Genomic DNA, 26,535 nt, shown 5'->3' with positions numbered 1-26,535 from the left:
TATTACGTGAGTCCATGAAAATCTGGCGCTGACGGTGTTGTGAATGTGAGATTAATTGAATAGTATGCAACGTTGATGTTGTTATTTTTTGTACAAATGGAGCTTGGGATGATCAATAAGCGATTTTTTAAGACTAAAGATGAAGTAGAAGTAACGTTTGAGCTAGATGCGACCAATGTAGATAGCGTGGTATTGATGGCGGAATTTCACGATTGGCAGCCAATTCAAATGAAGAAAGTGGCGAAAACCAAGTCATTCAAATATAAAACACGTTTACCAAAAGGTGCAGAGTATCAGTTCCGTTACTTGGTCAATGACACTGAATGGGTTAACGATGCTGAGGCGGATCAGTATGTGCCAAACGGTTTTGGTGCAGACAATTGCATCATTACTACGGCATAGACTGTTGATGTTGTATAGATAATTATACTTCTATAAATCGACTGTTTTAAATGAAAAGCGAAGCCTCAGGCTTCGCTTTTTTACATTCCAATCACATGTTTTACGTTTTCTTTCCCTAACGGCTAATGCAATCAACGGCAGAAAAGTTTACTCTATTGACCTTCTTATGAGCTGCATTGGAACCATTGTGCAATCGAATCAAATACCGGGCGAACCTAGTGTGGCAAGCACGCTAGCTCGTAACTCAACATTTAAAAAAAGCATTGCTTTCACCGTCCCGTTTTTGGCGGCGTTTGCATTCTTAAACAGCCTGCCTGATTCAACGTTAAAAGGTACGGTAGATTTAGATCTTAATGAATCTCCTATTGTTGAAACACTCGTGGCAAAACCGTCGACGCAGGTACAACCTCCTAAATACGCTTATGTCGTTCAATCGGGCGACAGCTTGAGCCAAATTTTCGATCAGCTTGGCTTTCCTTACCAAGATATGATGGCTGTAATGGAAACCGATTTAAATTTCTTAGTCTTGGATACACTTCGTCCAGGTGACAAAATTCGGTTTTGGCAAGATGAAGAAACTCAAGCCCTGACCAAATTAGAGTTAGGCAGAAACGTCGCAGAAAAAGCAGTCTATAGCCGTTTAGATGATGGCAGTTTTGAGTTTCGTGACATTTCTATCCCGGGTGTTTGGGAAAGCGTCGCATTAGTGGGTGAGATACACGGCAGCTTTTCGGCGTCAGCGAACAAACTGGGACTTGGTCCGAATGAAATCAATCAAGTTGTGACCCTGCTGAAGGATAAGATTAACTTTGCTCGCGATTTGCGTGCGGGTGACCAGTTTGAAGTTGTAAAAAGTAGCCAGTCGGTAGATGGGGTCGCGACGGGTAATTCAGAGATTCAAGCGATCAAGATATTTAATCGCGGCGCAATGTTCTCGGCGTATTTACATTCCAATGGACAATATTACGACGCGTCTGGTGAAAGCCTGCAGCGTGCCTTTATGCGCTACCCAGTCAGCAACCATCGCATTACCTCCAGCTTTAATCCAAATCGTCGCCATCCAGTAACCGGGCGAGTGTCGCCGCATAATGGTACAGATTTTGGCGTCGGCGTGGGGACGCCTGTTCTGACCACGGGTGATGGTGTAGTGGCGATGGTGAGAAACCATCCTTATGCAGGCAAATATATCGTAGTGGATCATGGTGGTCCTTATAAAACACGTTATTTGCACCTGAGCAAAATACTGGTAAAAAAAGGTCAGAAAGTTACGCGTGGACAACGCATTGGCTTGTCTGGTAAGACGGGACGCGTGACAGGACCACATTTGCATTATGAACTAATTGTACGTGGTAGGCCTGTTAACGCTATGCGTGCCAACATTCCTATGGCAGACTCTGTGCCAAAGAGTGAGCTCAAGCAATTTATAGCGCGTCGAGATGAACTGGATGCGATGCTGAAACAACAAGAAACAAAGCTCGCGAGTCTATAATCGTAGCTGGAAAATAGGTTATATAATGCAACAAGATGAATTTGAAAAATTGGTAAAATCATTGTGCGAATTTAATGCGCTGCCTGACGCCCTTAATGCCTTAAAAGCGTCGGATGATACCGATGTGGCAGAAGCTGCCGAGAGTTTAAGCGGCCAGTTTGCTTTGGCCGATGTAGATGGCGCTCAGCGTATCTATCATGTTTCTGTCCGCACCAATGAAGCTGGCGAAGATGAAGAGTACGTAGAGCACATCATGAACGATGGTGATGATGTGATTAAGTTTGTTGCTTGGTTCTTCGATGCGTTATTCGATGTAAAGCAGAGCGACACTTATAAAGCCGCAGGCAAAACGTACATGCAGCCTAAACGTGCTTAAATTTATACGTGCGTAAATTTAAAAATGTGAGAAAAACGGCGTTCCTTTGGGGCGCCGTTTTTTTTGATGAAAATTGACGAAGACTAGCAATCAGTGTTTAACGAGAGGCTTGGCAGCGCTCACAGGTTTGTTCCAATTTAAGTTCATTGTCTATTTTTCCATCACGAGTATTGTCTTGAAGCTCAAATATATCGTGAGTTGTCACGGCATCGCAGTTTGGGCAGTAATCATGCGTAACATAAAATTGTAAGTCGTCCATGTCTTTTCCTTCCTCTAAGGTATAATCTAGCTTTTAACGTCAAAGAAACAATCTGGCAACAATTTACGGTATCTTTTGTGAGCTAAGTTTTATACAAATTCACGATGACATCAAACTGACTTGAGGTTGGTGTTTATGTTGCAGGTTCCAGACTAAGATGAAAGTACTTATAGTAGAAGATATATGAGGTGTTCGGTTGGTTACGGATAATACACAATACCCTAGCATTATGACTCTCCAGCGGTTTGGTTTGGGTACAAGAGTTGGGGATGCCAACCCTGAGTTGTCACTCGTCAAGCAACTTAAGGCTGCCGAGTATCGCCACGCTTCGATTGATGCTTTACCCTCCACAACCGAAATGCTCGCTCATCTTGGCGATCTGAACCGGAGAAGAAAAGAAGCGACTTCTAAAGAGGATAAGCAACTTTTTACCAAGTCAAACAATGCATTTTTTCAAGAAGCGTATCGCAATCTGGTTCATGCCCGTAACCTTCAGTCTTTGTATTCCTCTGTGAGTTTTCAAGAGCGATTGATTCAATTTTGGAGCAATCATTTTGCGATATCGGCGGACACTCGGCGTATCAAACCGATTGTGTCTGGGGTGGAAAACGAAGTGATTCGTTCCGGCTGGAATCGTGATTTTACGTCGATGCTTATTTCTGTATGCCAGCATCCCACCATGTTGATGTTTTTAGACAATCACCAATCAATAGGACCCAACTCTGAGGCCGGTCTCAAACGCAACAAAGGGTTAAATGAGAATTTAGCTCGAGAGATTTTAGAGCTGCATACGCTTGGCGTTAATGCAGGCTATACACAACATGATGTAATTGAGCTTGCGCAAGGTATTACGGGTTGGACGGTGAGCATGAGCGCAAATGCGCCAGGCTATCTGTTTAAACTGGCCCTGCATGAGCCAGGAGCAATACGTGTCCTTGATACCGTGTATGATCAAGAAGGGGAAGCGCAAGGCATTGCTTGTTTACGAGATTTAGCGTCAAACCCGAAAACAGCACAGCATATTTGCGGCAAACTCGTGCAGCATTTTTACGGCGAAAACCACCAAGAGCTAACCGAGGTACTCACGCAAGTTTGGTTAGCCAACAATGGTCAGCTAGTCCCCGTTTACCAAGCTCTCATTGCAAGTCCTATTGCTAACGCCCCGCAACACCTCAGATTTAGAACCCCGCAGGAGTGGTACTTTGCTGTGCTACGTAGCGCAGATATTGAACCGAATCAAAAGCAGATGCATTTTATGCTGCGGCAGCTAGGGCAAGAGCCCTTTATGGCAGGATCGCCAGCGGGTTGGCCCGACAAAGACGCCGATTACAATAGCGCCTCTGCACTCACTCAGAAATGGCAAGTCGCGAACCAAGTCGCACAGTTGACCGTGACACAACTGAAGCGTGATAAGCAACGCGCTCAGGATAAGATCGACTACATCCTTCAACAATTGTATGGCAGTCATATTGACGAGCATACGTTGGTTGCGTTGGACAAAGCACAAGATGCCGTCACGAAGTTTGTTGTGTTATGGATGAGTCCTCAGTTTCAATATAGGTAGGTGCAGTATGACGTCGCGTAGACATTTCTTAAAAGGCATAGGGGCGACATCGTTGGTGAGCTTTCTTCCTAACTTGTCATTTGCCTCAACGCAAAGTCCCAACGTCTTAGTGTGGATCACGTTACGAGGAGCGATGGATGGCCTCAATGTCGTGGTGCCGACTTTCGATAGTGACTACTCTAGATTTAGACCCAACTTGGCGCTCAAGCCTGACGAGCTAAATGCGTTGGAAAAAGGCTATGCCCTGCACCCTGCACTCAAGAATGTGTATGAATGGTATCAGAATGATGAAGCTATGTTTGTACAAGCTTGTGCGACGGGTTATCGAAATCGGTCTCATTTTGATGGTCAAAAGATCTTGGAAAATGGGTCAGATGACCCCTTTGATCCAGAAGGTTGGCTTAATCGGTTTTTGACAGGAGAAAAGACTAACCTCGCGATAGCCATCGATTCGGGCCTTCCGTTGATCGCACAAGGCGAAACTAAGGTGAGCAGTTGGTACCCACACAAGCTGAAATCTAAGGAAGAACAAGCCGTTATTTTGGCCGAATTATTTCAATCGGATGAGGCATTGGAGAATCACTTTACTGAGGCGATGAAACTAGAAAATATGGCAGGAAAAGGTAGCCAAAGTAAACAATTTACCAACTTGATGAAACAAGCAGGTCGTTTTATTAATAGCCCTCAAGGGCCTAACATTGCAATATTAGAGCTGGGGGGCTGGGACACACATTCTGCCCAAGGGACCACAAAAGGCCGGTTAGCGAGACAACTAAATATCTTGGATCAAGGGCTAGCGGCGCTAAAAATGGAACTTGGGGAGCGATGGCAATCGACTGTAGTGATAGGAGCAAGTGAGTTTGGTCGAACGGTAAGAGAAAACGGCACTAAAGGCACTGACCATGGTACCGCAAATGCCATGTTACTTGCAGGTGGGGCGCTCAGCAAAGCTCAAGTTGTGGCGGATTGGCCAGGTCTGGCAGAAGAGAAACAATATGAAGGCCGAGATCTGATGCCGACCACGGATGTGCGTTCTGTTATCAAAGGCGTGTTAGCTGAACATTATAACGCTGACAATACCACCCTTGAACGGGTCTTTCCCAATAGCGACGCTGTTTCTCCGCTAACGGGTTTAATACAAAAAAATGTGCAAGTGACTTAGCGATAGATGAGTCTATATCGAGGATACAAGACAGAAGCCATTGATCATTTTTCAATGGCTTCACAGATTAAAAGGCATAAACAGCTAACGAGTTAAGTGTTCGCAGTTATTATTCGCCTGCCATCATATGTTTCTTCGTAGTGATACTTGCGATAATCATATAAATAGCCGTTGCCATCATCGTTGCAAATAAGTAAGTCATTAACCCTTGCGAACCACTCATAAACCCATCCGCGATGACAGGGCCAATGACCGAACCAACGCTATAGCAGAACAGCATCACTTGTGTTGCTGATACAATGTTGTTTTCATCGAGCTTGTCGCAGCCCAAATTTATCGCAATTGGATATAAAGCAAAGGTTGAAAAGCCAATCAGAAACAAGCTTACTGCTAGCACATTTAGGTCGTTGCTTAATACGACTAATCCAATCCCGAACACACCAACTAAGCAAAACATCCCCATAAGAGGTGTACGACCCACCTTATGAATAAGCTTTGGTACGATTGGCTGTACCGCCATCCCGCCTAAAATCACCAATGCCATTAATGCACTCAAATGTCCCTGTGACACGTTACGGTGCGAAAGCTCTACAGGCATTAATCCGTAGATTGACCCTAACGTGAGCCCTGACACAATGCAGCCAATGATTGCAGCGTGGTTTAGTTTACTCATTTGACGCCAGGTTAATGGCGTTGAGTGAGCGCTTTGTGGTTGCTGAGTCGGGATGAACAACAACACTAAAATTGCTGCGCTTAACATTGACAAAATAGTGATGAATGGTGCAACGCCATTAACACCAACCAAGCCGATACCGAGTTGTCCTAATGCTGAGCCGCCATAGAGTGATCCCATGTAAAGGCCGAGGCGTTTTGCACGGCTTGTTTCATCACCTGTCAGAAGCCATGACTCGACAATAACAAAGACACCTGCGACGGCGATACCTGCGATAAAACGCGCTGCCATCCAAACGCCAGCTATGGGTACTAACGGTAGCACCACGATAGTCATAACAAACACAATCAAGCAGGCGACAAACGCGATACGGTGCCCGACATATTTTACCGCGGGTTCAATAATTACAGCCCCGACAAGTAATCCGGCATAAAACACACTGGCCAACCAACTCGCATGACTGGCAGCAATGCCATATTCATTCAGCATGAGTGGGATCAAGCTCATTAAATAGCCTGATGCAACGGCATAAAGTGATAGCGCAACAACAGGCACTTTAAAGCCAGATTTTACTGCGAAATCGTGTGTGTTTTCCAATGCAAGGTCCTCATTAGTCGATAAATAGAAGGTGAATTGATTAATAAATCAGCGCGACTATGAGGCTTGACTAAACAACTGTAAAACGAATAAAAATGACCGTAACGACAAAATTATTTTATCGTTAAATGGAGAGAGTGGAGTAAAGGGATAGGTAATAAAAAATGTGAGTAAAGGGCGGGTTAATTAATTGAATTTTAATGATTTTTCACTGTTGCTAAAAACAACATTTTAACGTGTAAAAGTGAGTAGGACAAAGACGAGTCCACCATTGATTGCAGTCTGGCAACTTTTTATTTTGAAGTGATGAAACCACCTTATTCAATACAATAGGGTGGCTCTCTTAGTGATTACTCTTTGATCTGGAATCCAATCTTGAAGCAAGTAAAGCTACCAATGCCGAACAAGGCAATGATTATGCCGAGTTGCCATGGAAATTGTAGACCAAGGTTCATCAGTAGCATGCTGAGGAGGGAGGCGATGATCATTTGTAACCCGCCGGACAATGCAGCAACCGAGCCTGCTTGCTTGCCAAACGGTGCTAATAATTTAGATTGAGAACATGGCAGTGCGATACCATTGCCCATTGCCATTAAGAACTGTCCCGCCATCATGGCCAATGGGTGCAGTGGCGCGACAAGCAGCCAACATCCAGAAATAAGGTGAATGAGAGGTGATACAAAAGCCATTTTCTCCGTGCCGATTCTAGGTCGGATACGGTTACAAATGAATCCCCCTGTTAGCAGCCCAAAGGCTGGAATCAGCGCCCATGCGGCATATTGTTCAGAGGTCATGCCAATTTGTTCTTGCATGATAAATGGCATAACAGAGATGGAAATGATGACCAAACTAAAGTTAAGCCAGCCGACTGCGGCAAAGCTGCAAAAATATCGTGAGGCGAGCAATGACTTATAACCATTAATGGCTTGTGTCATTGACGGCATAGAAGATTTTGCGACGAGTGTTTCTTTGAATAGAAATAACAACAGGAACAATACGAGCGCGATGTAGCTAAATAATGTCACAAACACCGCTAACCACCCCCAATGGTGGTTTATCACGCCGCCAAATACCGGAGCAACGATAGGAGTAAAAGACGCAACAATGGCAAGCCAAGACAATGCTTGTGGCAGTTCGTCTTTGTTGAAACTGTCTCTAATGGATGCCCTCGCCAATACCGCGCAGCATCCTGCGCCTAACCCTTGAATAAACCGTCCTAGCAACAGCATATTGAAATGGTTAGAGCCAAGAATGACAACCGTTAACCCAAGCAAAGCCAAGGATAGTCCTATGATTAGAATAGGTTTGCGGCCTAACGCATCTGATATAGGGCCGTAAAAAAATTGAGAAGGACCAAACCCAAGTAAATAGATAGAAATGAGAAGCTGTGTTTCATCAGCTGAAATAGCAAAATCGCGGGCGATCCAAGGCAAAGATGGGAACACGAGACCAACGCTAAATTGCCCGATACTGACGATAAAACAGGCAAGGAAAAGCGCTTTCCAATTAAAGGGTTGTGACATAGAGAAGGGTACAAACGAGTGAGAGGTGAGTGATTATAACGGCCTGTTTAAGGTTATGGTGAAATTTTTCGTAAATTTACGTTTCTGTACCACCGCGGCCATTCTTTACAATATCACGTACCAATTCTATGAACGGTCTAAGGCGCGGAGGGAAACGACCGACCGATGGAGTCAGTGTTATGAGCACCACCTTACCCAAAAAGGAAAGCGATGGCTAGAATGCCGCTCTAACTTTGGCCATGGCTTCGATGATGCCCACGACAGCGATACCCGCGATAATACCGACGAGCCCGTTTAATAAAATAGGAATGATGGCTTTCGCTAGTGAAAGGTTAGGGATGTCCATAATGATGGGTTCAATCAAATGATGTACAGCTGGGACATTGTGGACAACGATACCGCCTCCAACTAAAAACATCGCCGCGGTTCCGACAATGGTTAGCGTTCGCATAAGCTTGGGAGCAAAAGCGATTAACCCTTTGCCTATCACTAGTAATGGTCCCTTTCCCTGCGACTTTCGCTCCAGAAAGAAGCCAAGATCATCGAGTTTAACGATGCCGGCGACGAGGCCGTAAACCCCAATCGTCATGATGATTGCGATTAAAGAGACGACCAAAATCTGAGTGGTGACCGGTTGCCCTTGTACCGTGCCCAGTGCAATAACAATGATCTCAGCGGACAAAATGAAGTCAGTACGAATGGCACCGGCTACTTTCTTTTTCTCATATTCCGCCATTGAGTCACCATTTAAGTCCGGTGCGGTTTCTGCAGGCTCCTCGTCACGGTGGAACAGCTTTTCAATGATTTTTTCTGCGCCTTCAAAACATAAAAATAATCCTCCAAGTAACAAAAGAGGATTGATCAACCAGGGTGCAACAACACTAATAATCAAAGCGGCGGGGACCAATATGCACTTATTTCTAAAGGATCCCTTGGCGACTGCCCAGACAACGGGAAGCTCTCTTTCTGCCGTCACCCCCGAAACTTGATGAGCATTGAGTGCAAGGTCGTCACCAAGTACACCTGCTGTTTTCTTTGCGGCGACTTTAGAGAGCACAGCGATATCATCGAGAACGGTCGTAATATCATCAAGAAGAGTGAGAAGACTTAAACCTGCCATGGGAGACCTTGAAAAGTGACTGCCTGTTATTGAATGTAACAGGTATTAGAGCGTTCTCAAGTTTTCCACACTACTGAATCATTATAAAAACCGTTGGTCTTTGCCTTAGGATAGGTCGACTTTTTCGGTCTCCATACCGTTGCTTCTACGATGAAAAAATGATCAATGACAATAAAAATGCAATTAAACATGAAAATGATATTGATTCCTATTTATATTGAGGTGATAATGACTTTGTTTAATATAACCACAAGATATATAGGGTGTTTAGGAATGAGTCAGGTTTATAGTTTAATCAAGCGTACCACGTTAGTGTTGGCCACGTGCTGCGCATTAACTGCGCAAGCTTTTGCGGTAACTATTGATCACTACAAGGGAACGGTAGAATTTAAAGAAACCCCTAAACGAGTCGTGGTACTTGGAAACGGTAGTCTCGATGTCTTGGATCGTATCGGAATTCAACCGATTGGTACTCCGCATGGCCTGTTGCCGCCTTACCTTAGCCAATATAAAGAATCGACGAGCAATACGGGCTCGGTCAGCGAACCAGATTTTGAAGCAATATACATGCTAAAACCGGATGTCATCATTGCTGAAAACCGCATGTTACGTGTTTACGATGAACTGAACCAAATTGCGCCTACGGTGATGTTTTACGTTGATAACGGTCAATACTGGAAAGATAGCCAAGCAAACTGGCGCATGCTGGGGCAACTTTTCGACAAAGAAAACGAAGTGGAAGCGTTGATTACCGAAACGCAATCGCAGTTTACCGCTACCGCTGAGCATGTTCAAAAAGATCACTTGAATGCACTTATGGTGATGAACAATGGCAACAATGTTGCGATGTTTAATAAAGGCAGCCGTTTCTCGATTATTTTTGATGACTTTAAATTCACAGAATCGAGCAGCCAAAATGTCGCTGCAGTTGAAGGCTCACACGGTAATTTAATTTCGTTTGAATACATCGCCGACGCGAAGCCAGAAGTCATTTTTATCCTAGACAGAGAGCAAGCCATTGGCCGTAGCGTAGGTAAAGCCAAGGAAATGTTTAACAACCCATTAGTGGATTCAACACCAGCCGCTCAAAATAAAAAGATCGTGTTCATTGACCCTAATGCATGGTACCTCTCTGGCGGTGGTGTAACGGCAACCCAGACCATGATTTCTGATATTAATAGCGCTTTAAATTAACCACTGCACGAATCCATAAGCGAGCCGATGGGCTCGCTTTTATTATAAAAACAATGGCGTGCACGCCAACACTGAATTTACGTGAGTCTAATGTTGTTCCATGGCTATTCATAAGTACTTTTTCGCCCTAATTCTACTCGCTGTATTGGCCGTATCATCGCTGCTAATTGGCGCTGCCAATGTGTCTCTCGTTGATTTGTTTAATGGTGACGAGCATGCCTACTCCATTTATGTAGTGAGCCGTATCCCCCGTCTTCTTGCGATCGTTCTCGCGGGTGCAGGACTAAGTGTTGCAGGGCTTATTATGCAGCAAATCGTCCAAAACCGCTTCGCGTCTCCCTCAACGACGGGAACCATTGATTGTGCGCTACTGGGCTATGTTGTTGGGCTGATATTTCTTGGCGGTGCGTCTCAATGGACTCATTTGGGCGTCATTTTTGCCTTCGCAGTGGCGGGAACGCTGCTCTTTGTTCGCTTCTTACAACGCCTTCAATTTAAAAACGCAGTACTTGTGCCGTTAATTGGCATCATGTACGGCAATGTTATTTCAGCGCTGACGACCTTTATTGCTTATAAATATGACCTCGTCCAGACCATGTCAGCATGGACTGTCGCTAACTTTGCCAGCGTGTTACAAGGCGGCTACGAAATCTTATATCTAGCCGTACCAGCATGCTTACTCGCTTACTATTACGCTAGCCAATTTAGTGCGGCAAGTGTGGGTGAAAGTTTCGCGAAAAATATTGGTTTGGATTATCAAAAAATTGTGTTTTTAGGCGTGATTTTAGTCGCGGTGAGTGCCTCAACCGTAGTCATGATTGTTGGTGTTATCCCGTTTCTAGGCTTGATTGTGCCAAATATTGTGTCGTTGTTTATGGGGGACAACATGAAAAAAATCCTGCCGTGGACGGCGTATTGGGGGGTGATACTGGTTTTATCCTCTGACATCTTAGGGCGCCTTATTATTTTCCCTTATGAAATGCCGATCTCCATGATCATCAGTATCTTTGGCGGCGCTGTATTTATTTTCTTGGTGTTGCGAGACCGATCCAATGCGTGATTCATATAAAGTTATTTTATTGGTAGCCGGCTGCCTTGCAATCATTGGTTGGTTTGTTGGTCAGGGCTTAACGGCAGACAACTATCAGTTTTTCTTGTCTCGTCGTATCCCTAAGGTACTTGCCATTGTATTAGCCGCGGTGGCGATCTCCGCGTCTTCCCTTGTATTTCAGACGATCACCAATAACCGAATACTGACGCCGTCTATTTTGGGTTTTGATAGCTTGTATTTGATGATTCAAGTGCTCATGGTGGTCATATTAGGCAGTACGAGTTACTGGGTTATTCATGCGATGAGTAATTTCCTGCTGTCGACCTCCGTGATGGTCTTCTTCTCTTTATTGCTCTTCCATTTTTATTTTAAACGTCAAGACAACAACGTCTTCACTCTGCTGTTGATAGGGATTGTATGCGGCAGCTTGTTTAGCAGTGTGACCGGCTTCTTAACCATGTTGGTGGATCCCAATGAATTCGCAACGATACAAGCGTCAATGTTTGCGAGTTTCAATAATGTGAATTCAACGCTGGTTTATTGGAGCTTAATCCCACTTGGGCTGTGTTTGGCCGCTTTGTTTTATTACGCACCGAAGTTAGATGTGTTGTGGCTAGGCATTGATAACGCAACCAGCTTAGGGGTGAACACTAAGCAACTTACTCAACGCGTTATGATGATTATTACCGTCATGATTGCCGTTTCAACGGCCTTGGTGGGGCCGGTGCTGTTCTTTGGTTTGATTACGGTGAGTTTGACGCGCGAGATCTTCAATCGATATCAGCATCGATTCTTGATGATAGCCAGTAGTTTGCTTGCGGTGTTATTGCTTGTCACAGGGCAATGGTTTGTTGAAAAAGTACTCGTGTTTCAAACCACAATTAGCGTAATTATCAACCTAGTTGGTGGTACATACTTCCTGTTTTTATTGCTAAGAAACAGAATTAATTAAGGGTGTTAGTGTGATTAAATTAACTGGATTAAGCAAAAAATACGGGAAGACATTTGTTGTACAAGATGCCGATGCCTTATTCCCACAAGGTGAGGTGACATCAATTATTGGTCCCAATGGAGCAGGGAAGAGCACCTTGTTGTCGATGGCGAGTCGCCTGACACAAAGCGATGCGGGAGAAGTCTTGATTGCTGACAAACTGCTAGCGGAGTGGGACAGCAAAGAACTGGCAAAGCGATTGGCGGTGTTACGTCAATCTAACAATATTAATATGCGTTTCACGATTCGTGAGTTGGTATCGTTTGGTCGTTTTCCTCACTCTCAAGGTCGTTTGACCGATGAAGACAATGACATTATTGATCGCGCATTAGGTCACTTGGGCATTGAAGATATCCAGAATCGATATCTGGATCAGCTCAGTGGCGGGCAGCGTCAAATGGCATTTATTGCAATGGTGGTCGCGCAAGATACCGAGTATGTCTTCCTTGATGAGCCGCTTAATAACTTGGACATCAAACACTCTGTAGAGATCATGCATACCTTGCGTCGCCTAGCTCATGATTTTAACAAGGCGGTGGTGATTGTTATCCATGATATTAATTTTGCGTCGTCTTATTCAGACAACATTGTCGCGATGAAAAACGGTAAGGTCATCAAGTCAGGGTGTGTCAATGAGGTCGTTGATCAAGCCGTTATGGAGTCTATCTACGAGATCCCTTTTGACATCAGAGAAATTGATGGACGCCGCGTGTGTTTGTATTTTAATAGTTAAGTGTTGTATGGCTAGCGCTATAGGATTTAAGTACGGCGCCGCAACATCTGGATGCGAGTCAAGCGCCCGGGACTTATGCCATTGAGGTGGAAATGATGTTTGACTCGTTTTTAGAGCATCTTGATGTGGTCACATGAAACTTCGCAATGATGACCAATATCGAAAACACCATTCCAAAGCATCGTGCTACTGCGTTTGCGCCATAATGAAGTGCTCTGATTATTTGCACAATGGGATAATTTTAGTAGTATCAGGTCTCCTAATTTTAGAGCTATAGATATGACATTTAACGCCGCAATTTTCGATATGGATGGGTTGCTTCTTGATACTGAGCGTGTGTGCATGAATGCTTTTGAAAAAGCGTGTCATACACTAAGCATAGAATTTTTAAAGCCAGAATACTTGGCTATCATTGGCCAGAATGCTCAGGGTGTAGAGCGCACGATTCGAGCTGGTTATCCGGCTGATTTAGATTATCCGTTACTTCGAAAAGTGTGGATGGAGTATTACCATGATATTACGCACAACCATGCGATTCCAATAAAGGAAGGAGTGCTTGAGCTTCTTGATTGGCTAAAGGCAAATAACATACCGATGGCAGTGGCGACTTCCACAGACTTAAGTCTCGCGAAAATAAAATTGCAGCTCGCTGGATTAGATGAATATTTCGACAGTTTAACTTGTGGATGTGAGGTGACTCATGGCAAACCAGATCCTGAAATCTACTTATTAGCCGCTAGCAGGCTAAATATCGCACCGGAATATTGCTTAGGTTTTGAGGATTCGAATAATGGTACTCGTGCCGGTATTGCTGCAAATTTACAGATGTATCAAGTTCCCGACCTTGTTTCTCCAACCGATGAAGTGATCGCACTTGGCCACGAGATCCTCCCATCAATGGTTGATGTATTGAGTCATCTGAAACACCTCAAATAAATGCGTTAATTATGGGTTGGGTTTACATTGTTAGGCTGGGTTTTACAGCCTTCAATGGCTTGCTCTTTTCTACTCCACATGAAAAACAGTAAGGTGAATGCCGCAACACTGTCTTCCACCGGGTATTAGTACATACCGCGTTGATGAAGATCCTCCTTTTGCAATCTGATGACGGTTATTGCGCTTTATGGATAATCTTAAACACGGCAAAGTAATTAGGTTATCGACAAAGTAATTAGGTTATCGACAAAGTAATCGCTGAGTTTGTTCACCACAACAAAACAGAATTAGCCGCATTCCTAGAGCACCTTTCTTTAATTATATGCTTACAGCGTCATCACTTCTGTTGGCGATCGGCCTGCAAACCATAGGTCACACATTTGTTTCATCTTTTTTTCACTGCTGCGGAAAAAATGCTCATAGCCTGCGCAAAGGTAATTATCAGCAGAGCTATTAGCCCTAGGAATAAAGCGTTGCTTAGGGCAACCTCCATTGCAAAGTTTTACATACGGGCACTTTTTACATTTTTCACTCAGTTCTTTCTTCTTGATACCAAACTCGTAGTTTTGGGCACTGAAGTTCATTTCATTAATCGTTTTTGAGTGAATGTTCCCTAGTTTATGCTCCGGATAAACATAGTGGTCGCAATTGTAGATGTCTCCATTTGCTTCCATTGCAAAAGCACTGCCACATCGCGGTGCCATTGTGCACATACTGCCTTGTTCACCTGCCCAACCTGCGAGAGTATTATCGAAATAAGGCACGAATATCTGGCCGACATCATGTTTCACCCAATAGTTAAAGATGGCCGCGAGGAACTGTCCAAACTTTAAAGACGGTACGCTCCATTCCGTCAACTTAGCCGCGCTATCATGCTCTGGGTCAACCAAATATAAACCCTCTAACGTCGGCTTTGTTGCCGCTCTTTCGACCAAAGGAATATATTGATGTACTTCGCTACCCAAAGATTTTAAATGTTGATATACCTCTAATGCATGGTCAACATTGTGGCTTCCAATGACCGTTAACGTATTGAACTGAACGTGATGTACACGCAATAAATCGATGGCTTGTACTACCTTGCGATAGGAACCTTTGCCAGAGCGGCTCGTACGGTATTTGTCGTGAAGATGCTCGGGTCCATCAATTGAAATGCCAATCAAAAAATGGTTTGTTTTGAAAAATTGACACCATTCATTGTTGAGTAATAGGCCGTTAGTTTGCAGCGTATTCTCTATGAATTTCCCTTTCGCATATTTGTTTTGCAATTGGATCGCTTTTTTATAGAACTCGATCCCCATCATCAAAGGTTCGCCGCCTTGCCAAGCAAAAGTCACATGGTCAGTATGTTGAGCCAATATGTGTTGTTCGATATAAACTTCTAACGTCTCATCCGACATTTTCCAGTTAGCATTACGTTCGGGGTATAGCTTTTCTTTCTCAAGATAAAAGCAATAGTCACAATCTAGGTTACATACAGAACCCGTTGGTTTACTCATAATATGAACAGACTTAGACACTTCCATATTTATTCCTCAGATTGTGCAGGTAGGGTTTATGCCCTACCTGCCTAACGTTAATGACAGTCGTGAAAATGGTTGTTACTTTTCAGCTTTTCTAAAACCGTCCGGTATATGTTGAGTGAAATCAACGCCCTTGCAGTCCGGCTTGTAACCCATGGGAGCAGGGAAAGGAATGGTGTCACAACTTACCGCAAGATTTTGTTGAATTGCGACGTTTCGTTTAACGACCGTAGGGAAAATACGGACGCCATCGGCTCGCATGTCATACATTTCTTGAGGGTCGCTAGACAGATCGTAGACGGCTGGAATCTGACGTTTAACGGGGGCTTCTGGCATAATATCTTGGTCGTAGAAATGCAGTTTCCAATCATTCCATTTGTATGCCTGAACTATTTGTCCGTTACTAATGTAAAAACCGTCACGATTAGATTGTTCCATGTCGCCTTTTAAGTGCGCCCACTGGTTAATTCCATCGATATGACGGTCTGATGGCATCTTATAGCCGACAAGCTCGCCAATTGATGGCATGACATCAACCACATGCACAATTTCATTACTGACGTTTTTTTCCTTCACTGTGCCTGGCATAGAAGCGATAAATGGTACACGTATTGAACCTTCAAGCGCTGTAAAATAATTGCCTCTCCATGGCGCTGCGATACCATGATGAGGGTAGTGCCACTCTGGGCCATTGTCTGACATAAAGATAATTAGTGTGTCTTTTCTTGCATCGGCTTTATCAATGGTGTCGATAATTTGCCCTGCGCGAAAATCAATCTCATGCAGAACATCGGCGTAATCGCCTTTGCCTGTTACTCCTGCAAAATCTGGGTGAGGAATCGTAGGCAGGTGAGGCTGAGTAAAGGAGACAAAAGTAAAGAAAGGGCTGCCTTTTTCCAATTGTTGAGTGATGTGTGTAATTGCTCGTTGAGTGACTTGTTCATCAATAGTACGGCGTGTATCTAAATTAAAGTCCATGACATCTTTTGTCTTTCCATTGACGGTGTCTTGGATCTTCGGAACGTACCCATCTTCGTTTTCGAAGTGGAGTTGTGACGAATAGAGTGATTCGTCTGAAGTATTAAGCACCCCAAAGAAATCATCAAATCCTTGCTCTAAAGGTGTGCGACCTTCGGTATCGCCAAGGTGCCACTTGCCATACATTGCGGTGTTGTAACCCTGCTCCTTAAACTTATTGGCCATGGTCACCTCCCAGTTCACCATGCCGTAATCCATACCCCAAACAACCTCTGTTGTCGCTGTTCTCAACGGGCGTCTACCGGTCATAAATGCTGATCGGGTAGGGGTGCATTGAGGCTCAACATTAAAGTTTGTCAGCCTGATGCCTTCTTCAGCTAATTTATCTAGGTTTGGTGTCGCGACGCCTCGTGTACTGCCATACGACTGAAGCTCTCCAAAACCCAAATTGTCGACCATCATAATGACCACATTAGGTTGTTCTGCTGCCGTCACCGATAGGGAAGGTAGTGCACCGGCTAAAACAGAGGCTAACACGGTTTTTTTTCTCATCATATTTCGCTCCAATGACCATTTCTAATTGATTTCTTTTGAAAAGAATAACGGCTCGGCCTAGAATCTGAAGTGATGGATATTTATGAAAGGTATAACCATGAGGAATAGTGAGTTTTCAAAGATTAGATCACTTGATCTTAACTTGCTGAAAACACTGCTTGTTCTTTTGGAAAAAAAGCATATTTCAAAAAGTTCAGAGCGGCTGTTTATCACTCAACCCGCGGTGAGCAAACAGTTATCAAAACTTCGAGAAATGTTTGATGATCCTCTTTTGGTGAGAGTAGGGAACCAATTGGTGCTCACGCAAAAAGCGATCCAGTTATACCCCAAAGTCGAGCTACTTTGTAACCAGTTCAAAAATCTAGTCGATTCAGAGGAGCTGGATTTAAGTGAGGTGACACAGAATGTCACTATCATGCTTTCAGATTACGCAAGCCCTCATTGGATGGCGCAAGTCATCAAAGAAATATCAATACATGCACCCAATGTCACGGTGACCTGCAAGAGTTGGAGTTACGAGAATATAAAGAAGCTCACTTTGGGTGAGATTAATTTTGCGTTAGGAGCGTTACCAGAAGGGCTTTCTGGCTTTGAGACTCATGAAATCGGGGAGGTGTCGAGTTCGCTGATTGCGAGAGGTGATCACCCTATTTTTGCCAATACTGACCAACCAGAACCGTCGCTCTCAAGCTTCCCGATTGTCAAAATTCGAGGCTCGCACCGATATCAAAATATATATGATGAGCTAATAGGTGAGAGCCCAGTACTACTGGACGAAACGACACTCTGGTTAGCTATGGAAACAGTCAAGTCGACGGATGCGTATTTGGTAGGACCTAGCAAGTTTATTGAAAGCATTGACGATAAAGACAGCTACAACAGCATCCCATTGCCGAAGTTAACGCCCATTCCTATTTCAATGTGCTGGTCTATAGGATTAAGCGACGACCCTTTCTACCATTGGATGAAAGAGATGATGATTGAAATAGGAAACCGTATTGTCAATGAATGACAAGAGCTGCATATTTTCTTCTATAGCTGCGAACGTTTTGGGGCAGGTCGCTCTTAGTTTGTCACTCTTTAACCCATCCCAATTAGGCCGTCATCCACGTGCAGACGAGGATCTTCCAACACGTGTGGCTCGCTCATAGTCGAATTGAATGACACCAGAATAGGCTCACAACGCGCTGATGAAGATCCCCTTTTTCAAGGGGATGACGGTTAGTTTTATTTGTGGAAGCAATCAGGAATTTGTTCTGCGCTGATGACAACCGAACTGGCACGTTTGTGGACAATTGTGAGTCAGTAAGTTTCCAAATTAACATTTAGCGGATTATCTAGAGTATTACAAAAACTACTAACTAATAGATAGAAGGTAGAGGAGAGACTGACTCAAGAAGCAATTCATAAAAACGTTTTGTAGCAGGCCCCGTTTTAACCCCTTTAGGTAAAGTCATATGTAATGGAACCTGATAACCACCGCCATTTTCAACATTCAGCACAGTCAGTCTCCCACTGCCACGGTTGTCAACAATATGCTTAGGTAGCCTGCAATAACCCACACCCTGCTCTACTGCACTAAAGGCATGGTCGAAATTATCAACCGTAATGCGCTGACTCGACTTCAACCAACCCACATCTTTTTTATCTCCGATCTTTTCAATCGAGCCTAAATCTCTAACAACAATTTGTGGTAACGACGACAGCTGGTTTAGCGATATGGATGTCGCGTTAGCTAACGGATGTGAGCTAACCACAACAGGTTCCATCTTCGTAAAGCCAAAGACTTCTGCCGAATAATTTGTGATGGGTAGGTTGATGATAGCTACATCGGCTAATTCCTGAGTCACCATTTCCGTTGTTTTAGACAGTGACGTTTCAACAACTTGTATCGATGTGGTGTTGTTCTCCGCCAAAAATGCTGCCATGGGCTTATAAAGACGTTCAAGGTGACAAAGATGATCAACCGCGACCACTATTTCAGATTCCACACCCTTTACTAGCTGTTCACTGATCAGCTCAAGTTCTCGAGCTTGTTCCAGCATGCTGCTCGCCCTGCGCAGTAACGCTTTGCCGTCTTCCGATAACACCGCCCTCCGACCTTCAACCTGAACCAAAGACACGCCCAATTGATCTTCCAACTTTCTCAGCGCATAAATAAGCGTGGTGTGGCTCTTATTCAACAACAATGCCGCAGCCTGAATGCTGCCAGCGCGGTCTATCTCATAGAGTGTTTGCCATTGGTCTAGGGTAGTCTTTAATCTCATCGGTCTAAAATCCTGACAGTTAATGGCAATATTATGAACTTTTCTGTCTTTTTTTTACAGGTAATATCTATTTCAACAGGCAATCAAGCCTCCTATGTTTTGCGAAATGACCATGAGTCACAGCGCAATACCAAGTAACTGTTTGGAGAAATGACCATGAAATTATTACAAGTCGACTTTGAATTTAACGGCCCATTTGGTGAAGAGATGTCAAACGCACTCGTTGACCTAGCAAAGTCTATTAACAACGAACCAGGCATGATCTGGAAAATCTGGACAGAAAACCAAGCCGAAAAACTGGGTGGTGGTGTCTACCTTTTTGAAGACCAACTCAGTGCAGAGACTTACCTAGCGATGCATGCCGCTCGCTTAAAAGAGATGGGCGTAGAAGAAGTGCGTGGTGTAATTTTTGATGTTAATCAGCCATTAACTGCCATTAACAAAGGTCCAATCAATGGCTAATTCAGACGTTTGCTGAATGAAGAAAGATAGTAGAAGACACGAGATAGAGAGATACAACATGAACAATAAAACGTTTTTAAGCCTACACGGCATCATTTACGCTGGGTTTGCCATCGTACTGTTTTTTCTACCAACGGTGATGTGGCCCATGTACGGCGTGGAAATCAATGATAAGTACGCTTACTTTCTGTCTCAACACACCAGTATCTTCCTTGGTGGTATTGCAGCGATAACTTGGTTATTACGAGATATTGAAGCGGGGATCAGCGCCAAAAAGCTCATCCAAGGTTTGGTTATCACCAATATGCTGGGTGCCATCATCACACTGTATGCGGCTTTTACTGGTATCTTTGTTGGCTTTGGTTGGAGTGACCCCGCGTTCTTCCTTTCACTATCTATACTGAGCGTGTTGCAGGTTCGTAAGCAAGCTTAAACGGTTATTTAGTTCGGATAGCACAAACAAAAAATACTCGGTATATGCCGAGTATTTTCGTATTCAACCATTTTATCAAGACTAAAGTAAAGTTCGCTAATAATGATAAAGCCTGAACTTTATAGACATTACATGTATAAGCAAAATTAGGTTAAACCTCATACAATAACTCGTGATGTAAATCGAACGAAACTCACAATGGGGCATAAACATTTTAGAGCAATCAATCTAAGGCGCTTTTGTCCCATAGAAAACTACTCCTCAATGCCAAACGTTCACTACTTAGCCTCAAGTGTCTGAGGTAACAATGGCTTAATCGAGGCGTCAATTTGGTTTAAGCGTAACTGGTAGAAATCAAACGCGTCTTTCCAAGGCTCTTCGTTCTGCCATTCGAGCGTAATGGTAGGGAACTTTATTTGGCGCATATCAGGCGCAAACTCAGTCCCTTCCGGCAGTAATGGAATCAATACATCTTTCATACTTCCATCGCTGCCATCTTAGTTTTTCCGCGTATGCTCGCTTTTCGAATTGTACCACTTCTAAGCATATTCACTGCCGTGTGGCGAACGGCGTCTAAAACCTGTGCGGCATTCCCTCGATAAATCTGACAAGCGTCTTCATTAAATGCGGTATCTAGAACCCAGTGAAGACTATGCTCGATAACCCAATGCTCTCTAACGTCTGTAGCAAATAGTTAACGGTTACAACTTTCCCAATAAGTAACTAAAAACTGACCATAGTCCTTTCACCACCATCAACATGCAGCGTTTCTCCTGAAATATAAGTGGCTTTCGTTGATGAAATGAAAATTACAGCAGCAGCAACCTCTTCTGGAGTTGCTAGTCGCTTCATAGGGTGTTGGTTTTTTTTTGCCTCAAACTCTTTAGGTGACTTTGTACGAAAGATGTCCCAACCTCCACCGGGAAACAAAGTTGATGCAGGTGCCACTGTATTAAAACGTATTTTTCCAGCATAATCTTTCGACAAGGAAAATATATAATGGGTAAGCGCTGCTTTAATTGAACCATACGCATTACTACTTTCACTAATAGTGGCACTAACCGACCCTATAAAAGTTACCGCTGGATTTCCCCTAGTCATTTTAGGAATAACAGTTTCTATATTTTTGATAGTAGTAAGTAAATCCATTTCTACAGATTTCTTCCAATCATTAGCCAATGCACTAACATTTGGAATAAATACGTCTACAACTCCTATTTCTTCTATCCACGCTTTAAAAGCCATTTCATCTGTTACATCCAACTGTGTCGCGTAAACATTTGGCAGACCTTCTAAATCCTTTAGTATAGAATCAATTTTTTCTTGATTACGGCCACAAAAGTAAACCGTTGCGTTCTCATCGAGAAACCCTTTGACAATAGCAGCCCCAATTCCTGAGCTACCTCCTGTTATTACTACGTTTTTTCCCACTAATTTAAGGTCCACTGACTTATTCCTCTTTGTATAAAGGTGGGGAGGCCCCCTTGCTGTTGCTGTACATATTATATATGGTGTTTCCAAGCTACCATAAATCACTGAAATATAATGTATATAAAAAAAGAATGGGGCATTTTCCTGCTAGCTTCCAACCGAGAGCGTTGACTAAACAGGACAATCCTTCCACCTGAAAGCTCCATGCTTTATGTCATCCGACCCCTCAACCGATTTGCCATCATTTCCTACAAGCCAGTTTGGTTTTGATTAACCACCTATAAATATTATTGAATTTACGGCAGGCCTATCCCCATATTACTGTAAGTGCTCTATATTAAGCTCAATGTCATAAATTCAGCGTTAGATAAGTAATAGGATCAAAATGGGTAAACGTTACGTCATTAGTCATCATCATCATGATAACTTTATGCTAGAACAACAACACGTTGATAAAATTGCGCTTGTTACCGAGGGTGGTGGGCAACGTGGTGTTTTTACCGCGGGTGTTCTCGATGCCTTCCTACGTGCAGATTTTAACCCGTTTGACCTCCTTATCGGTACGTCTGCGGGGTCGTTGAATCTCGCTTCTTATATCTGTGGGCATGAAGGTCATGCCTACAAAGTGATCGCTCAAGCGACTCGCCATCCCGAGTTTTTTAAACTGACCAAATATTTGCTAAGTGGTGAAGGTGTCGATTTAGATTGGTTGGTTAACAGTACAGAAGTAGATATTCCGCTGAATTGGATCAAAGGTGCCGATGCACTTAAAACTAAACAAGTGGTTGCGGTCGCCACACACGCTCAAAAGCTCACGACAGCCTGTTTTGACGTTACATTAGACAACTGGAAGAACGTCTTAAGAGCATCTTGTGCCATTCCCGCATTGCACAAAAAACCGGTCATGTTTGATGATGCAAGATGGCTTGATGGTGGGGTCTCTGCGCCGATACCTGTTGAAGAGGCGTACCGCAGAGGTTACAAAAACATTGTCGTGATTCGAACCATGCCTGTTGATTTCGAAGAGCAGCATCCTTTGTTAGAAGCGATTTTAAAGCGTGCGCCAACCAAGACGATGAGCGAGTTGTCCGCTATTTTGTTAAAGCATGAAGAAAGCTACCGCCAAACACAGCGCTTTTTAGCTAATCCACCTGATGATGTGAATATTTATGAGATCTCGCCAGCTCGCAACCTGAAGTCACCGGTTATTGGAAGTACCAAAAAGCAGCTCGATGCAGATTATATACATGGTGTTGGTCTTGGTCGTTTGTTTGTAGAAAGTGTTGGTCGAAAGTTAGATATCCCTTACACACCTTTTTACCGTCATAAATTAGTGACTTCCGAGCACTCAAGTACTGATGCGCGCCATTTAGAGATGGAACATGTATGGCAGAACCGCACGACAGGTCGATTTAAAGGGGCTCTGGCGTGCAATATCTCGTGGGTGAATGTGAACCCAAATAATCAATCCCAAGCGTTGATTTTAGTACAGGGTCGTAATGAGTCATGCTGGAAGTACAAAGAACTTATTTATGAATTAAGCCACCATTATAGTGTTTATTCATTTGATCACCGTGGTCAGGGGGAATCACAGCGTCTCGTTGCCGACAGTGAATTGGGACACATTGACCAATTTGCTCACTATGTTGAAGATTTAGATACATTTACACGTGACATTGTCATGAAGGATCACAGTGAAGACATCATGATGTTGGCGCATTCAATGGGAGGTGTGATCACCACTCAATATCTTGCTGAGTATGAGCATGTCGTTAAAGCTTGCGTGTTAACTAGCCCCATGTTTGGAATAAAATTGCCTAAAGTGGTTGGAGGGATTCAGTCGGCTACGATCAAGGTCATCAGTCAGCTGCAGAAGAAACCTCACTTTGCGCCAAAACAAACCGCTTTTGTCACTAAGACCTTCGAAGGTAATGATCACACAAGTAGCCAGCGTCGATTTAAGGTGTACAGTGATCTTCTTACTAACAGCCCTAAGTTAAGACTGGGTGGTGTGAGTCCCAAATGGATAACTGAAGCAATGGCGGCGGGTAAAACCTGTTTGTCTCAGGCCGGTAAAATAAAAACGCCGATTCTAATCATTCAAGCAGAAGGCGATAATGTGGTATCACTGTCAGCGCAAGAAACCTTTAATGAAAAGTGCATAAGTTCTCGTTTACTCACGATTCCTTACGCTAAGCATGATGTCTTGATTGAAGCTGATCGATACCGAGATAGAGCGTTGAAACACATTTTAAGCTTTTACGATTACCGTCATAAATTTATCTAACATCATTATAATATCGACTACGACTACGACTACGGAAGAGAGGCTTTGTTTATCCATTATTTAAGTTGTTCATTATTGGGTAATTAGGCCTTTCTTTATCAAGCATTATGATTAGCTTGTCGATTGGCAAGCGCCAAACACATCAATGCAATTTATGGGACAACGAAAGTTCAACCTCTGTATCTTTCGATCTATCTCAGTAGAATACCTCCGCTCAAATTCCTACACTGTGGTTATTCCCCTGAAAAGTCCTATTGAATGTTCGTCATGTACAAAACGTGTTATGGCGACCTATTTATTCACCATATTGGTTTCAATGTCGCTGTTTGCTTATGTTCCGAATGCTATTGCAAATGAAGATGTCCAAACGTCTTCATTACCCGAATCCAATACTCAGTCTGGAGACGCGTCGATTGAAAGGGACATCTACGACAATAAGAATAAAAACGTAGAAGACCCAACTAGAATCAACTCTAAATTGGGCTTTGCGGGTAACTATGATTTCAACTCAGAAAGCTATGGTTATTCTGTTTCGGGTTCAATCGGGCTTAGTGAAGCGCAGAAGATCAACCTTCGACTCCACCCTGATACAGATGAATGGACGCTTGGCGGATCTTGGCTATTTGATATTGGTATTGTTAATTTCAATTTCGGCCGAAGTGAGTATGACGATGGCTCAAACTTTAATAATTATAGTATTGGCACGTTTGTACCGTTATCTGTTTTTGATATAGAGCCTTACGGGTGGCAAATATTCCCGATGGCAGGCTTCAATTATACTGATGGTGAAAGACCGTTGAATGAAGTTGAGCCTGAGTTTGATCCATCTAATCCCTATGCTTTGCACCCAACAGACAGTACTGGAGGGTATTTAGGTTACTTCTCTTTAAAGCCGCTCAATGATGAATTCACCGCGATGACGTTTGCAGGTGCATCTGCGGGGTCAAATGACTATTTTGGTTACTGGCTTGGCGCTGGCCTTGGTTATAAATTTACCAAGCGCGATTCGCTGACACTACTAGGGCTTCTCTCTGATAATGATTATGGTTCTGAGCAAAAAATCATTTTTTCCTATAGCCACGACTTTTCAGTGCAGTAATTGCTGTCGATCGTATCAAGATCTTACCACTGAGACTCATATAGATGAGTGGTCTGAAGTGCATCAATGGGCTGCTGTTTGGAGACCACCAACACTTGTCCGTCGGTGAAGTAATCATGACGACCATCCATTGCTGTTGCGTAAGCCAGTTTCATATTTTCGGCAGTCCACGCGGCGTTGAGGCGAAATACATCGTGTTTTAGCTTGTCTCTTTCGGCATCAATGTCCGGGGCGACGCTGTGAAGAATGGTAATGATGCCGCCGTACGGGGTGACTGTTAAACCATCATCATAGCTTAATGCACCCAGCCATAACGGTTGTTTTGTTACTGAATCGATGCCTGCTTGCCACCATCGGATATGAGAGCGCTTGGTCAGCGTCCCCGGCAACTGAAAGGCGAGATGTTGTGGCTCTCCATTCCACATGAGATCGGACACTGGAGGGGTGTTTTGTTTCAACAAATTGACATAATCTGGCCACTCTAGATCACTACGCGAAAAGGTTTTATTTTCTATCCATCCTAAGGTTTCCATTAAAGACTGTGGCGATTCACCGAGATAGACCACGTTCATACCCTGTGCTGAATATATGGACGATTGCCCGGCAAATACTTTGTAATTCAGACTCTTCAGCGTAACGATGGGCATTGTTGATTGAGCGACCAAGGTCGAATTCACTTTATCATCACTAAACCAAAAAAAGTGAGAGTAGTTGAGCGCAAGCGTACCAATAATAAACACGCTACATGCTTTTACCCACGTGTGTCGCCACTGTCTTTTAAACCCAAAATACGCGATGGCTAGGGAAAGGAGTGCAACGCCCATCGTGTATTTATGTTCACTGATGAAGAGCGCAATATCACCAAGTACAGGCACATTATCGACACCGGCCGCTAATAAGTATCCCCAGACAACAAACTGACCGATACCCAGAGTCAATCCAATGCTGGCATATAGCGAGAACTTTCGCCACGCGATACGGTGGGTTCCAGCCATAAATGGTACCACCCAAGCGACAGGGCCGAGGAGTCGTGAAAATGCTAAAATCCAGAAGGCATTACGGTGCAGCAGAAGGCGGCATCGAGCCAATGGTCTTCTAATCTTGGGTTGCCATGCCAGCAGTCTTTTCTGCACATTAAACCCATACCGACGTCCAATAAAGAAGCTGATTTGGTCACCGAGCAGTCCGCCTAATACGACGGCGAACACGGCGATGTAACCGCCGCTATAAAGTTGGTATCCAGCAGCAATCATAAAGGGTTCTCCTGGCACCACTAAATTAGGGCCGATCACGGCATCCAGCAATGACCCCAAAAATAACCCAATGGTTTCAAACATAACGCGTCCTTTTTACCTTATCTTCTTGCTTAGTTGCTTAGTTGCTTAGTTGCTTAGTGCTTTACTTAGCGTCATCACGGGTATGTGAAGAGC

25 protein-coding genes and 1 pseudogene are annotated in these 26,535 nt (G+C 43.8%); 15 read left to right on the top strand and 11 right to left on the bottom strand.

From position 1 onward, the window contains the following. Positions 1–108 precede the first annotated feature (108 nt). From ACE1OE_RS01230 to ACE1OE_RS01220, 3 genes are all read left to right on the top strand, one after another. Positions 109–402, top strand: a complete 294-nt coding sequence (locus tag ACE1OE_RS01230) for an isoamylase early set domain-containing protein (protein ID WP_102469494.1) — start codon at positions 109–111, stop codon at positions 400–402. A gap of 166 nt (positions 403–568) precedes the next feature. Further along, the gene (locus ACE1OE_RS01225; RefSeq protein WP_449209812.1) at positions 569–1,891 is read left to right on the top strand and encodes a peptidoglycan DD-metalloendopeptidase family protein; all 1,323 of its coding nucleotides are present in this window, start codon (positions 569–571) and stop codon (positions 1,889–1,891) included. Positions 1,892–1,916: 25 nt separating this feature from the next. After that, positions 1,917–2,267 carry a hypothetical protein gene (locus tag ACE1OE_RS01220; RefSeq protein WP_102469492.1) on the top strand — a complete coding sequence of 117 codons (351 nt, stop codon included), beginning with the start codon at positions 1,917–1,919 and terminating at the stop codon, positions 2,265–2,267. A gap of 97 nt (positions 2,268–2,364) precedes the next feature. Here the strand turns inward: ACE1OE_RS01220 and ACE1OE_RS01215 are convergent, their stop codons facing one another. Next, a complete protein-coding gene (locus ACE1OE_RS01215) occupies positions 2,365–2,526 on the bottom strand; it encodes a hypothetical protein (RefSeq protein WP_449209811.1) in 162 nt (53 codons plus the stop codon). Between the two features lie 196 nt (positions 2,527–2,722). On the opposite strand from ACE1OE_RS01215, the gene ACE1OE_RS01210 reads away from it, so the two are divergent. Both ACE1OE_RS01210 and ACE1OE_RS01205 read left to right on the top strand, forming a co-directional pair. Continuing rightward, a complete protein-coding gene (locus ACE1OE_RS01210) occupies positions 2,723–4,090 on the top strand; it encodes a DUF1800 domain-containing protein (RefSeq protein ID WP_449209810.1) in 1,368 nt (455 codons plus the stop codon). 7 nt (positions 4,091–4,097) lie between these two features. Next, positions 4,098–5,252, top strand: coding sequence for a DUF1501 domain-containing protein (locus ACE1OE_RS01205; RefSeq protein WP_449209809.1), 1,155 nt, complete (start codon positions 4,098–4,100; stop codon positions 5,250–5,252). Positions 5,253–5,361: 109 nt separating this feature from the next. Here the strand turns inward: ACE1OE_RS01205 and ACE1OE_RS01200 are convergent, their stop codons facing one another. The 3 genes from ACE1OE_RS01200 to ACE1OE_RS01190 form a co-directional block, all read right to left on the bottom strand. After that, the gene (locus ACE1OE_RS01200; protein ID WP_449209808.1) at positions 5,362–6,522 is read right to left on the bottom strand and encodes an MFS transporter; all 1,161 of its coding nucleotides are present in this window, start codon (positions 6,520–6,522) and stop codon (positions 5,362–5,364) included. Between the two features lie 350 nt (positions 6,523–6,872). Next, the gene (locus ACE1OE_RS01195; RefSeq protein WP_449209807.1) at positions 6,873–8,045 is read right to left on the bottom strand and encodes a multidrug effflux MFS transporter; all 1,173 of its coding nucleotides are present in this window, start codon (positions 8,043–8,045) and stop codon (positions 6,873–6,875) included. 214 nt (positions 8,046–8,259) lie between these two features. Then, on the bottom strand, positions 8,260–9,165 hold the full coding sequence (locus ACE1OE_RS01190) for a DUF808 domain-containing protein (protein ID WP_449209806.1): 906 nt from the start codon (positions 9,163–9,165) through the stop codon (positions 8,260–8,262). A gap of 273 nt (positions 9,166–9,438) precedes the next feature. Here ACE1OE_RS01190 and ACE1OE_RS01185 point away from each other — a divergent pair, with 273 nt between their 5' ends. From ACE1OE_RS01185 to ACE1OE_RS01165, 5 genes are all read left to right on the top strand, one after another. After that, the gene (locus ACE1OE_RS01185) at positions 9,439–10,359 is read left to right on the top strand and encodes a siderophore ABC transporter substrate-binding protein (RefSeq protein WP_449209805.1); all 921 of its coding nucleotides are present in this window, start codon (positions 9,439–9,441) and stop codon (positions 10,357–10,359) included. Between the two features lie 100 nt (positions 10,360–10,459). Continuing rightward, on the top strand, positions 10,460–11,419 hold the full coding sequence (locus tag ACE1OE_RS01180) for an ABC transporter permease (RefSeq protein ID WP_102469485.1): 960 nt from the start codon (positions 10,460–10,462) through the stop codon (positions 11,417–11,419). Then, positions 11,412–12,362: an iron chelate uptake ABC transporter family permease subunit gene (locus ACE1OE_RS01175; RefSeq protein WP_449209804.1), complete on the top strand. Its 951-nt coding sequence runs from the start codon at positions 11,412–11,414 to the stop codon at positions 12,360–12,362. The genes ACE1OE_RS01180 and ACE1OE_RS01175 overlap by 8 nt, the downstream gene beginning before the upstream one ends. Positions 12,363–12,372: 10 nt before the next feature. Continuing rightward, on the top strand, positions 12,373–13,134 hold the full coding sequence (locus ACE1OE_RS01170) for an iron ABC transporter ATP-binding protein (protein WP_449209803.1): 762 nt from the start codon (positions 12,373–12,375) through the stop codon (positions 13,132–13,134). 279 nt (positions 13,135–13,413) lie between these two features. After that, positions 13,414–14,070 carry an HAD family hydrolase gene (locus ACE1OE_RS01165; protein WP_449209802.1) on the top strand — a complete coding sequence of 219 codons (657 nt, stop codon included), beginning with the start codon at positions 13,414–13,416 and terminating at the stop codon, positions 14,068–14,070. 326 nt (positions 14,071–14,396) lie between these two features. Here ACE1OE_RS01165 and ACE1OE_RS01160 read toward each other — a convergent pair whose 3' ends face one another. After that, positions 14,397–15,596, bottom strand: coding sequence for an anaerobic sulfatase maturase (locus tag ACE1OE_RS01160; RefSeq protein WP_449209801.1), 1,200 nt, complete (start codon positions 15,594–15,596; stop codon positions 14,397–14,399). Between the two features lie 75 nt (positions 15,597–15,671). Continuing rightward, positions 15,672–17,126 (bottom strand): sulfatase-like hydrolase/transferase, encoded by a 1,455-nt coding sequence (locus tag ACE1OE_RS01155; protein WP_372062105.1) that lies wholly within the window; start codon positions 17,124–17,126, stop codon positions 15,672–15,674. An 82-nt stretch (positions 17,127–17,208) separates the two neighbouring features. Between ACE1OE_RS01155 and ACE1OE_RS01150 the strand changes: the two genes are divergently transcribed. After that, on the top strand, positions 17,209–18,138 hold the full coding sequence (locus tag ACE1OE_RS01150) for a LysR family transcriptional regulator (protein WP_449209800.1): 930 nt from the start codon (positions 17,209–17,211) through the stop codon (positions 18,136–18,138). A 349-nt stretch (positions 18,139–18,487) separates the two neighbouring features. Here ACE1OE_RS01150 and ACE1OE_RS01145 read toward each other — a convergent pair whose 3' ends face one another. After that, positions 18,488–19,393 carry a LysR family transcriptional regulator gene (locus tag ACE1OE_RS01145; RefSeq protein ID WP_449209799.1) on the bottom strand — a complete coding sequence of 302 codons (906 nt, stop codon included), beginning with the start codon at positions 19,391–19,393 and terminating at the stop codon, positions 18,488–18,490. Between the two features lie 156 nt (positions 19,394–19,549). Here ACE1OE_RS01145 and ACE1OE_RS01140 point away from each other — a divergent pair, with 156 nt between their 5' ends. Both ACE1OE_RS01140 and ACE1OE_RS01135 read left to right on the top strand, forming a co-directional pair. Next, the gene (locus tag ACE1OE_RS01140; RefSeq protein ID WP_449209798.1) at positions 19,550–19,855 is read left to right on the top strand and encodes a monooxygenase; all 306 of its coding nucleotides are present in this window, start codon (positions 19,550–19,552) and stop codon (positions 19,853–19,855) included. Positions 19,856–19,913: 58 nt separating this feature from the next. Then, a complete protein-coding gene (locus tag ACE1OE_RS01135; protein WP_449209797.1) occupies positions 19,914–20,288 on the top strand; it encodes a hypothetical protein in 375 nt (124 codons plus the stop codon). Positions 20,289–20,566: 278 nt separating this feature from the next. Here ACE1OE_RS01135 and ACE1OE_RS01130 read toward each other — a convergent pair whose 3' ends face one another. The 3 genes and pseudogenes from ACE1OE_RS01130 to ACE1OE_RS01120 form a co-directional block, all read right to left on the bottom strand. After that, entirely contained in the window at positions 20,567–20,767 is a 201-nt protein-coding gene (locus ACE1OE_RS01130) for a hypothetical protein (RefSeq protein ID WP_449209796.1), read from the bottom strand. Further along, positions 20,764–20,979: pseudogene (locus ACE1OE_RS01125) on the bottom strand (ISAs1 family transposase); the annotation flags it as partial. The gene ACE1OE_RS01130 and the pseudogene ACE1OE_RS01125, both read right to left, overlap by 4 nt. A 32-nt stretch (positions 20,980–21,011) precedes the next feature. After that, positions 21,012–21,734 carry an SDR family NAD(P)-dependent oxidoreductase gene (locus tag ACE1OE_RS01120; protein ID WP_449209795.1) on the bottom strand — a complete coding sequence of 241 codons (723 nt, stop codon included), beginning with the start codon at positions 21,732–21,734 and terminating at the stop codon, positions 21,012–21,014. Positions 21,735–22,104: 370 nt separating this feature from the next. On the opposite strand from ACE1OE_RS01120, the gene ACE1OE_RS01115 reads away from it, so the two are divergent. After that, entirely contained in the window at positions 22,105–24,006 is a 1,902-nt protein-coding gene (locus ACE1OE_RS01115) for an alpha/beta fold hydrolase (protein ID WP_449209794.1), read from the top strand. Between the two features lie 283 nt (positions 24,007–24,289). Then, positions 24,290–25,105 carry a hypothetical protein gene (locus tag ACE1OE_RS01110; RefSeq protein WP_449209793.1) on the top strand — a complete coding sequence of 272 codons (816 nt, stop codon included), beginning with the start codon at positions 24,290–24,292 and terminating at the stop codon, positions 25,103–25,105. Positions 25,106–25,128: 23 nt separating this feature from the next. Here ACE1OE_RS01110 and ACE1OE_RS01105 read toward each other — a convergent pair whose 3' ends face one another. After that, entirely contained in the window at positions 25,129–26,442 is a 1,314-nt protein-coding gene (locus ACE1OE_RS01105) for an LssY C-terminal domain-containing protein (RefSeq protein ID WP_449209792.1), read from the bottom strand. Between the last annotated feature and the right edge of the window lie 93 nt (positions 26,443–26,535).

Source organism: Vibrio sp. E150_011 (assembly GCF_053544015.1).
The sequence above is the reverse complement of the archived record's forward strand: the minus strand, read 5'-3'. Positions and strand labels throughout refer to the sequence as shown.